Annotated in this window: 9 protein-coding genes; 6 read left to right on the forward strand and 3 right to left on the reverse strand. The window is 65.3% G+C overall.

Annotated elements, in window-relative coordinates:
* From ACFE7D_RS12685 to ACFE7D_RS12700, 4 genes are all read left to right on the forward strand, one after another.
* The coding region (locus ACFE7D_RS12685; RefSeq protein ID WP_375395782.1) for a hydantoinase/oxoprolinase family protein at positions 1-1,127 on the forward strand (1,127 nt) is incomplete at its 5' end.
* The gene (locus ACFE7D_RS12690; protein ID WP_375395783.1) at positions 1,127-2,989 is read left to right on the forward strand and encodes a hydantoinase B/oxoprolinase family protein; all 1,863 of its coding nucleotides are present in this window, start codon (positions 1,127-1,129) and stop codon (positions 2,987-2,989) included. The genes ACFE7D_RS12685 and ACFE7D_RS12690, both read left to right, overlap by 1 nt.
* Positions 2,986-4,200 carry a CaiB/BaiF CoA transferase family protein gene (locus tag ACFE7D_RS12695; protein WP_375395784.1) on the forward strand — a complete coding sequence of 405 codons (1,215 nt, stop codon included), beginning with the start codon at positions 2,986-2,988 and terminating at the stop codon, positions 4,198-4,200. Before ACFE7D_RS12690 ends, ACFE7D_RS12695 begins: the two co-directional genes overlap by 4 nt.
* On the forward strand, positions 4,200-4,823 hold the full coding sequence (locus tag ACFE7D_RS12700) for an isochorismatase family protein (RefSeq protein WP_375395785.1): 624 nt from the start codon (positions 4,200-4,202) through the stop codon (positions 4,821-4,823). Before ACFE7D_RS12695 ends, ACFE7D_RS12700 begins: the two co-directional genes overlap by 1 nt.
* 6 nt (positions 4,824-4,829) lie before the next feature.
* On the opposite strand, the gene ACFE7D_RS12705 is transcribed toward ACFE7D_RS12700, so the two are convergent.
* Positions 4,830-5,741, reverse strand: a complete 912-nt coding sequence (locus tag ACFE7D_RS12705; RefSeq protein ID WP_375395786.1) for a hydroxymethylglutaryl-CoA lyase — start codon at positions 5,739-5,741, stop codon at positions 4,830-4,832.
* 769 nt (positions 5,742-6,510) lie between these two features.
* On the reverse strand, positions 6,511-7,209 hold the full coding sequence (locus ACFE7D_RS12710; RefSeq protein WP_375395787.1) for a helix-turn-helix transcriptional regulator: 699 nt from the start codon (positions 7,207-7,209) through the stop codon (positions 6,511-6,513).
* 65 nt (positions 7,210-7,274) lie between these two features.
* Between ACFE7D_RS12710 and ACFE7D_RS12715 the strand changes: the two genes are divergently transcribed.
* Entirely contained in the window at positions 7,275-7,688 is a 414-nt protein-coding gene (locus tag ACFE7D_RS12715; protein ID WP_375395788.1) for a PaaI family thioesterase, read from the forward strand.
* Here ACFE7D_RS12715 and ACFE7D_RS12720 read toward each other — a convergent pair.
* The gene (locus ACFE7D_RS12720) at positions 7,673-8,002 is read right to left on the reverse strand and encodes a putative quinol monooxygenase (RefSeq protein ID WP_375395789.1); all 330 of its coding nucleotides are present in this window, start codon (positions 8,000-8,002) and stop codon (positions 7,673-7,675) included. The two genes, ACFE7D_RS12715 and ACFE7D_RS12720, sit on opposite strands and share 16 nt — an antisense overlap.
* 205 nt (positions 8,003-8,207) lie before the next feature.
* Here ACFE7D_RS12720 and ACFE7D_RS12725 point away from each other — a divergent pair, with 205 nt between their 5' ends.
* On the forward strand, positions 8,208-10,358 hold the full coding sequence (locus ACFE7D_RS12725) for a TonB-dependent receptor (protein ID WP_375395790.1): 2,151 nt from the start codon (positions 8,208-8,210) through the stop codon (positions 10,356-10,358).
* Positions 10,359-10,383: the final 25 nt, after the last annotated feature.

Here is a 10,383-nt window from a genome sequence, read left to right on the forward strand (position 1 = left end):
AAGTCGGCGATCTTTCGGTCCGCGCTTCGTCGCTCGACGTTAAGACCGTCGGCGCCGGCGGCGGGTCGATCGCGACGGTGCCCGAGCTGACGCGGGCGCTTCGCGTCGGGCCGCAGTCGGCGGGCGCGGTGCCCGGGCCGGCGGCGTACGGCAAAGGCGGCGTGCTGCCGACCGTGACCGACGCCAACGTCGTCCTCGGCTACCTGCCAGAGGACCTGCTCGGCGGCAGCTTCCGGCTCGACCGGGCGGCGGCCAGTGCGGCGGTGCAGACGATCGCCGATGCCATGGGCATCGACATGATGGCGGCCGCGCGCGGCATCATAGACATCGTCAACGAGAACATGTTTGGTGCCCTGCGGATGATCTCGGTCCAGCAGGGTTACGACCCGCGCGACTTTGCGCTGATGGGTTTCGGCGGAGCCGGCCCGCTCCACATCAATGCGATCGCCCGGCTAATGGGCAGCTGGCCGGCGGTGTCACCAGTGTCGCCCGGCGTGCTGTGTGCGCTCGGCGACGCAACGACGCGGATGCGGACCGAGACCGCGCGGTCGTTCAACACGCTCGCGCGCGACACGGACGAGGCCGAGCTGATCGAGGCGCTCGACGCGATGGCGGCGGCGACGATCGCCGAACTGGTCGCCGAGCAGGTGCCGGCCGACGAGATCACCTCGTTGTTCGAGATCGACGTCCGCTACGAGGGCCAGGCGTTCGAGGTGCCGATGACGATCACGCCCGACGTCCTGCGGGTTGACGGCATCGCCGGGTTGCTAGCGCGCTTCGACGACGAGCACCGCCGGCTGTTCACCTTCAACATGGCGAGCCCGCACGAGATCGTGAACCTGCGCGCCGTCGCCCTCGGGCGGCCGTTCGACCTGCCCGCGGCGCGGCTGTCGGCGGGCGACGGATCGCCAGCAGCGGCCAAGCTGCGCGACCACGAGCTGTGGATGGACGGCCGGCTGCAGCCGGCCGCGATCTACGACCGCACCCGGTTGCGCGCCGGCGATGTCGTCCGCGGCCCGGCGATCGTCGTCGAGATGGACTCGACGACGCTGATCGAAGCGGACCACGACGGCACAGTCGACGCCGTCGGTAATATCCTGATCCGCCCACGCGCAGGGAGCCTCTGATGCCCGCGACGATCCTCGAGACGAACCAGGCCCCGTTCGCCGCCGTCGCCATCGATCCCGTAACGCTCGACATCGTGGAGAACGCGTTGCGGAACGCGCGCGTCGAAATGGACGCGACGCTCGTCCGCACCGCGATGTCGCCGGGCATTCGCGAGCAGGGCGACAGCTTCCCGCTAATCGCCGACCGCGCGGGGCGGATGGTCGTCGGCCAGTTCGGCAGCTTCATCGGTGGGTTTCTTGACGGCTATTCGGGCACGGTCGAGGACGGCGACATGTTCTTCCTGTCCGATCCTTATTCGGTCGAGGGAGCGATCAGCCACAGCAACGACTGGCTGGTCCTGCTGCCGGTCTACAAGGCCGGCCGGCTGATCGGCTGGACGGCGATGTTCGGCCACCAGAGCGACATCGGCGGCAAGGTCGCCGGCTCAATGCCGATCGACGCCCACTCGATCTTTGAGGAAGGCGTCCGCATTCCCCCGGTCAAGATTTGGCGCAAGGGGGCATATAACGAGGACCTCGTGACGCTAGTCATGCACCAGACGCGCAAGCCCGACTGGTGCCGGGCCGACCTCAACGCACTGATCGCCGCATGCCGGGTCGCGGCGCGGCGCGTCCTCGAACTGAGCGACCGCTTCGGCGACGACCTCTATGTCGCGGCGACCGAGCAGCTGCTGGCGCGTAACCATCGGGCGATGAAAACGCTGATCGCCACCTCGATCGGCGAGGAGCCGGTGAGCTTCGAGGACTATATTTGTGATGACGGCATGGGATTTGGTCCGTATCGCATTCGCTGCACCATGTACCGCGCCGGCGAACAGGTCGTGCTCGACTTCGCCGGGACCGATCCGCAGTCGGACGCGTCGATCAATTTCTACCTCAACGAGAATATGTTCAGGATGTTCTTCGGTATCTACATGATCATGGTGTTCGACCCGGCCATCCTGTTCAACGACGGCTTCTACGACCTGATCGACGTCAGAATCCCGGCCGGTTCGCTGCTCAAGCCGGTCTTCCCGGCGGCGCTTAGCGGACGGACGCACGCGCTCGGGCGCATCTTCGACATCCTCGGCGGCCTGCTCGGCCAGCGGACACCGCAGTTTCTCAACGCCGCGGGCTTCTCCTCGTCGCCGCACCTATTCTACTCGGGCGTCGACGCGGCCGGCCAGTGGTTCCAGCTGTTCCAGATCGGCTTCGGCGGCATCCCGGGCCGGCCACTCGGCGACGGCCCCGATGGCCACTCTTTGTGGCCGGGCTTCACCAACGTGCCCAATGAGTTCCTCGAACGCTACTTTCCGTTGCGCATCGAGCGCTACGAGACGGTGCCCGACAGCGGCGGGGCAGGATTGCACCGCGGCGGCAACGGCATCTGGATGACCTACCGCTTCCTCGAGCCGGGCATGGTCGCGATCCACGACGACCGCTGGTTCGTGCCGCCGTGGGGCGTCAACGGCGGCCTGCCGGGTGCCCGGGCACGGAAGATCCTAGAAACGGCCGACGGCACGCAGATGGTCGTCGGCAACAAGCTGGAGAACCTGCAGGTCGCCGCTGGCGACTGCCTCCACTTCATCACCTGGGGCGGCGGCGGTTGGGGCGACCCGTTGCTGCGGGAGCCCGATCTTGTCGAGAAAGAGGTTCGTGAAGGCCTTGTCACCGTCGCCGGCGCCCGTGCCTATGGCGTCGTCGTCGGCGACGCCGCGGGCACTGCCGCACTCCGCACCAGCCTGCGGGCGGCACGACCGGCCGAACCGGCGCTGTTCGATCGCGGCGCGGCGATCGACACGCTACGCGCCAACTGTCTTGCCGAGACCGGCCTGCCCGCTCCCCGCACGCCGGTCTGGCGGCCGTCGCGCGCCACGGCATGAGCGACGTCGTCAACACCGGCGCGCTGGCAGGCCTGCGCGTGATAGAGCTCGGCCAGCTGATCGCGGGGCCGTTTTGCGGTCAGCTGCTCGGCGACATGGGGGCAGAGATCATCAAGGTCGAGCCCCCCGGTGTCGACGGCAAGCGCGGCGGCGACCCGATGCGCGACTGGGGCCGCGGTGACGCCAAGCTTTGGTGGGAGGTCGTCAGCCGTAACAAGAAATCGGTAAGCGCCAACCTGCGCGTCCCCGCCGGTCAGGCGCTGGTGCGCCGGCTAGCCGCGACCGCCGACATACTGATTGAGAACTTCAAGCCGGGCACACTGGAGAAATGGGGCATCGGCCCCGACGTGCTGATGGCCGACAATCCGCGGCTGATCATGGTCCGAGTCTCGGGCTATGGCCAGACCGGTCCCTATGCAGACCGGGCCGGCTTCGGCGGCATCGGCGAGGCGATGGGCGGTTGGCGGGCGATCGTCGGCGATCCCGACCGGCCGCCGTCGCGCATGGGCGTGTCGATCGGCGACAGTCTGGCCGCGACCTACGGCTGCATGGGCGCGCTCGCCGCGCTTCATGCGCGCGAGCGTACCGGTCGCGGGCAGATCGTCGACTCCGCGCTGTACGAGGCGGTACTGCAGGTCATGGAGAGCCTCGTGCCGGAATATCAGGTCGCCGGCGTGATCCGCGAACGCTCGGGATCGGTTCTGCCCGGGGTCGCCCCGTCGAACGTCTACCCGTGTCGCGACGGCGAATATCTGATCGGGGCCAATCAGGACGCGGTGTTCGCTCGGCTGTGCACCGCGATGGGGACGCCCAACCTGGCGCGCGACGCGCGCTTCGCGGACCACCTCGCCCGCGGCAACCATCAGGTAGAGCTCGACGCGCTCATCGCCGATTGGACTCGACGTCATAGCGTCGCCGAGGTCGAGGCGGCGATGATCGCGCACAGCGTTCCCGCCGGTACGATCTTTCGCGCGCCCGAGATGCTCGCCGACCCTCATTTCGCCGCACGCGCGGCGCTGGTCGCCGTCGACACGCCGCGCTGGGGGCGCATCCAGATGCAGAACGCCTTCCCGAAATTCAGCGACACGCCGTCGTCGGTCCGCTCCCCCGCCCCGACGCAGGTCGGCGAGCATAATGCTGTCGTCTATGGCGACCTGCTCGGGCTGAATGCAGCGGAGCTCGCCGACCTCGCCGCAACCGGCGCGATCTGATGTCGGCGACGCGCGAGGGATCGTATCGGCAGTCGTTCACCGGGCACCTGCCGTTCGGCCGGCGTCCAGCCCTGCTGGTGATCGATGTCGTCGTCGCCTATCTCGATCCGCAGGCCCCGCTCTATGACGAGGCCTTCGTGCGGGCGTTGCCGGTCATCGTCAAACTGATGGCCGCGACGCGCGCCGCGTCCGCCCCGGTCGTATTCACGCGCGTCGTCTATATCCGCGGCGGGGGCGATGGCGGCTTGTTCTACCGTAAGCTGCCGGTGCTCGGCGTGTTCGAGGCGGGATCGGCATGGGGTGAGTTCTCGCCGGCGGTCTGTCCGACGGCGGACGACATCGTCGTCACTAAGCAATATGCCTCGGCGTTCTTCGGCACGTCACTCGCTTCGACGCTGACCGCGGCGGGGGTTGACACGCTGCTGATCGCCGGCTTCTCGACGTCGGGTTGCGTCCGCGCGTCTGCGCTAGACGCGCTGCAGCACGGCTTCGCGCCCTTCGTCGTCGGCGACGCCTGCGCCGACCGCCACCCCGACCCGCACGCCGCCAACCTGTTCGACCTTCAGGCGAAATACGCCGAGGTCGTCACCGCCGCCGCGGCCATCGCCTATCTGGGCCGCTGATGCCGCTTATTCGCGGGCGGCGCGGGCGACGCGCGACGGCAGTTCGCGGCCTAGGACGCCGGCAAACCAGCGGTTGACGGCGACCATCGCCGGCAAGTCGACGCCGGTCGCGACGCCGCTGCGATCGAGCAGATAGAGCAGGTCCTCGGTCGCGATGTTGCCCGTCGCGCGCGGGGCGAACGGGCAGCCGCCGAGGCCGCCGAGGCTGGCGTCGAGCACGCGGACGCCGGACTGCCACGCCGCCCAGGCATTGGCGATGCCGGTCGCGCGAGTATCGTGGAAGTGCGCGCGTAGCCGGACGCCCGGCGTGGCGGCGGCGACCGCGCCGAACAGGTCGACGATCTGCGCCGGCACAGCGACACCGATCGTATCGGCCAGCGCGATCTCGACGGCTCCCGCTGCCGCCATGCGCACGGCAAGGTCGACGACGCGCGCCGGCACTACCGCGCCCTCGAACGGGCAGCCGAACGCCGCGGCGATCGTCACCTGCGGAACCAGCCCGGCCCGCGCCGCCGCCGCGAGCATCGCGACGTTGGCAGCGATCCCATCGGCCACCGTCTGCCCTTGGTTGCGGATGCCGAAGGTGTCCGAAGCGACGATCACGCAGCCCGCCTCGTCGACGCCGCGCGCGCCGCCGTGGCGCGACGCCGCCGCGCGTTCGACCCCGCGCAGGTTGAGGCAGAGGCCGATGTAGCTGACGTCCGGGTGGTCGGGCAGCGCGGCGATCACCGCATCGCCGTCCGCCATCTGTGGTACGCGGCGGGGATTGACGAAGGATGCGACCTCGATCCTCCGCGCGCCGGCGTCGATCAGCCGGGTTATCAACCCAACCTTGGCCGCCGTTCCGACGATCTCCCGCTCGTTCTGCAGCCCGTCACGCGGCCCGACCTCGACGAGTTCAAAATCGGTCTCTACCATCGGCCTGTCACGTGTTGCATCGTTGCATAAGTGGTCCTTGCATTCGCCTGAGCGGTCGTCTTCGTCGCCCGACTGTAATGCTATGCGGCGCAAATCTCGGGGATGAAAAGCAGTCGTAGGCAGCGTTAAAGTGGGGCAAGCGAACGCGGGTCGCCGAGACTATAAGAGAGCCCGTCAGCTTACGCATCGTGGAACCGAGATATGGATTATGCTCCCCGATGAATTATGCTGTCCGGGTTAGCTGGAAGGTGCAGCAATAAGATGACCGGTGAGCGAGCCGCTAGCGCATGGTCTTTCAAAGCTGCGAGCAAACCCCCGCCACATAGGCAAACCTACAATTGCCTCGTCGAACGTCCAGACTTCTCCTTGAGCGCTCGCTGGATCGAGATGCACCACTGGTTCAAATTCACCTGGCTGTCCGCTATCACACCATTTGGGCGAGTTTGTCGAGAATACTGTAGGACGTGCAAACCTTCCCAGTTTGGAAGCCGTGGCGGGAGCGCCTCCCCGCCGATCGCGCTGGCGGCGGTCCTAAAATTCCGCTTTCCCAAAACCCGTTTCCAATTGCTCGTTTCCGAAATTGGCCCCGAAGACGGAGAATCGGGAAAGATCGCGCTGACCGAACGACCGCTTTCAGTAGCCAAGATCGCCAATTTGAACGTCCATGTTTGGGCGGAAGCGGTCGTCGCGCTCTGCTTTGGCGTTGCTGTTAACACTCCAAACCAGCGTTTTGACGCTCGGCAGGCCGAGATACCACTACCTGTCTCACTTACGTCAAAAATCCATCGTTTGTGACACTCTCGGTGAAGGTCGCCATGTAGGCCTGCAAGTTTTGCTCGGGATGGTCGGTGAAGTGATCACCGGCTTCGATGAGCGCTGAAATTCGGTCGATGCGGAACGCACGGAAGTTGGTGCGCAGCTCGCACCATCCAGCGAACAGCCACCCATCGGTGAAGGCCCAGATCGCCAAAGGCCTCACCCGCCTCCGCGAATGATCGCCGTGCCCGTCATCGTATTCAATCTCCAGCACCCTTGCTTCTCGAATGGCGCGACGCACGATCTTCGTGATGGGCGCAGCGCGCCCGTTACGGCGGCTTGCGAACAGCGGGGCTTTCTCCAACGTGCGCTTCTCCGGCTCCGGCAGTGACGCCTGTAATTTCGTTCGAACCTCCTTTGCCGCCTGGGCCAGCGACGGGTCTCCGGCGGCTTCGACGAACGAAAGCTTTGTGGCGAGCGCGTCGATCTGCTCGAAGGTGAAGGTCATTGCCGGCAGGTCGAAGCCCGGTCGCAGGATGTAGCCGACGCCAGCTTCCCCCTCGATCGGGAGCCCGGACGCCTGTAAATGAGCAATGTCGCGGTAGACCGTCCGCAGACTGACTTCGAGGTGAGCGGCGACGTCTGCTGCCCGGCATATGCCGCGCGCCCTCAGCTCCTGGACCAATCTGAACAGACGTTCCGCGCGGCGCATTCCGCTCTCCTGCCACTAGGGTGTCAGTAGTACGCTGCTAGCGGCAAGTCGAACGGATCGCGCTCATGGCTCCTACGATTTTCGACGATTTGCCGATGCTGCCCGTCGCCCGGCTACTTGGTTGGGAGCTCATCGCGGTTAATCCGGGAGCGGGCACGATCGAAGTCGGGTTTCTGGCGAGGACCGAGTTCACGAACCCCTTTGGATTTGTGCAGGGAGGACTCGTCGCCGCCATGCTCGACGACACGCTCGGACCCGCGCCATTCGCGATTGCGGCGGGCACGAATACGATCACGACCATCGATCTTCATATTTACTTCGTGCGACCGGTCCGTCCTAGTCGCACTACAGCGAAGGCCGAGGTGGTGAGCATGGGCAGATCGATCGCCTTCCTGCGCGGCGAACTCTTCGATGCGGACGGAATGCTGTGCGCGACGGCGACGGCCAGCGCCATGCTGACCGACTACAGGTCTGGCTGATCCGGATTGGCGATGCTGCGAAGCGGAGTGAACTTCGGCGGGGCGGCCAGCATCGAAAGCAGCTTGCTCACATCACCGGCTCGAGCACGCCACGTCATATAGGCTCGCTGAAGCTCGATTGACTGCCAGACCTCGTAGAACAGCACCCGCGTAGGGTTGGCCTCATCGACCAGGATGTCGAACTCGATGTTCCCCGGCCACGACCGGCTCACCTTGAGATTGGCCACCGTGTAGTCGAGGAACTCCTCAAGCTTCTCCGGCTTGATCGTCAGCTCGGCGAGCATCACCAGATTGTCGACCAATGCGTGCTTCATCCTAACCTCCTCGTTGTATCGAGGCGGTCTAACCGACACTTACTGACACCCTTGTGTCAGTAGGCCGCTCCTGCTGAGCTCCCGTTAACGATCCAAACCCACGTCTGGAGGGTTAACGGCGCATCCGCCCCCTATCAAAAAGTGCTTGGCAGTCTCGCTCCCACTCGATAGCAATGCGACGGTATATCATTGCAATGAGGTTGAGATGCCGCGTTCGTCCGCTGTCCTGAAGATGATCCTGCTCGGCGCGACCTCCGCGCTTTCCGTCGCAGCGCGGTCAGCAAACGTTGCAGCTGCGCCATCGGCCAGCGCTCCCGCCGACGAAATCGTCGTGACGGCGAAGCGGCTCGACGAAGCGCGCGACGCGATCCTGCCGAGCTTGGGTGCGAGCAAGTATACGTTCGACCGCGCGGCGATCGTCACCCAGCCGCAGGGGCAGGACCGCAGCCTGACCAACCTGCTGCTCCAGGCACCGGGCGTCGCGCAGGACAGCTACGGTACGATCCACGTCCGCAACGAACACGCTAACATCCAATTTCGCGTCAACGGCGTCATCGTTCCCGAAAGCATCACCGGCTTCGGCCAGACGATCGACGTTCGCCTCGCCGACTCGATCTCGCTCCTTACAGGAACCCTGCCGGCGCAGTACGGCTACCGCACGTCGGGCGTCATCAACATCACCACGCAGACCGGTGCCTTCGACAACGGCGGCGACGTCGGCTTTTATGGCGGCAGCCGCGGGACGATCGAGCCGAGCGCGTCGATTAAGGGATCGAGCGGCGGCTTCAACTACTTCGCCAGCGGCAGCTATCTGCGGAACGACCTTGGTATCGAGAACCCGACGCCATCACGCGATGCGATCCATGACCGAACCGACCAGTTCCGCGGCTTTGCCTATTTGTCGCAAATCCTGTCGGACACGAGCCGGCTGAGCGCCTTCGGCGGCGCGGCGACCGGGCGGTTCCAGATCCCGAACAATCCTGGGCAGACGCCGGGCTTCACCGTCAACGGCGTATCGGACTTCGACTCCTCATTGCTCAACGAGAACCAGCACGAATATACCTATTACGGCGTACTCGCGTACCAGTATTCGGCCGATGCGCTGTCGGTGCAGGTCGCGCCGTTCGTCCGTTATTCGCGAACGACATTCACGCCTGATCCGCAGAACGGCGACGTTATCTTCAACGGCTTCTCGGACCGCTCCCGCTTGTCGAGCCTCGCCTACGGAGTGCAGACCGACGCGTCGTACAAGCTTTCCGACCACCATACGCTGCGTGGCGGCTTTTTCTTCCAGAACGAGCGGACGCGGTCGAGCGTCGTCTCGCTCGTCCTGCCGGTGGACGACGATGGTAGTCCGACGAGCGACGCACCGTTCGCGTCGGCGGTGACCGGCAGCAAGACCGGCCAGCTTTATGGCATTTATCTGCAGGACGAATGGACGATCACCCCCGAACTTACGGTCAACTTCGGCGCGCGTTTCGATGCTGTCCACGCATACACAACCGAAAACCAGTTCAGCCCGCGGCTCAACATCGTTTACAAGGCCGGTGACGCAACGACCTTTCACGCGGGTTATGCGCGCGACTTCACCCCGCCGCCGCAGGAGTTGATCGGCACGACGACCGTTTCTCAGTTCAACGGGACGACCAAGGCGTCCGAGGTGCAGACCGCCGATCCGGTGAAGGCCGAGCGCGAGCATTATTTCGACGTCGGTGTGATCCATACCGTGCTGCCCGGTTTCACTGTCGGGCTCGACGGCTACTACAAGATCAAGCGCAACCTGCTCGACGAGGGCCAGTTCGGCGAGGCCGTCGTCCTGTCGCCGTTCAACTACGCCCGCGGCTACGCCTGGGGGATCGAGGTGACGACGGCATACAAGAAAGGCCCGCTATCGCTCTACGGCAATGCCACCCGTGGGCGCGAGAAGGGCAAGAACATCGTCTCTAGCCAGTTCTTTTTCGCGCCCGACGAGCTTGCCTATATCCAGAACCACTACATTTTCACCGATCACTCGCAGAACTGGACCGCTTCGGGCGGCGGCAGCTACGCCTTCGACGACGGCATCGGCAAGCTGACGCCGTCGATCGATGCGATCTACGGCGACGGGCTGCGCGCCGGCGATCCGAACGGGATCATTCCCAACGGCGGTAAGATTCCATCGTACGTCTCCGTCAACTTCGGCATCGAGCAGCGCCTAGACACGCCCGGCTTCCTCAAAGGCTTGTCGGTCCGGTTCGACGTGATCAACGTCGGCGACAAGACCTACGAGATTCGCGACGGCTCGGGCGTCGGCGTGGGTGCGCCACAGTTCGGTCAGCGCCGGGCGTTCTTTGGCGGTATCCGCAAGTCGTTCTGATGAAGCTCGTCGACTTCCTCGCGCA

Source organism: uncultured Sphingomonas sp., from assembly GCF_964244235.1.
Lineage (GTDB): Bacteria > Pseudomonadota > Alphaproteobacteria > Sphingomonadales > Sphingomonadaceae > Sphingomonas.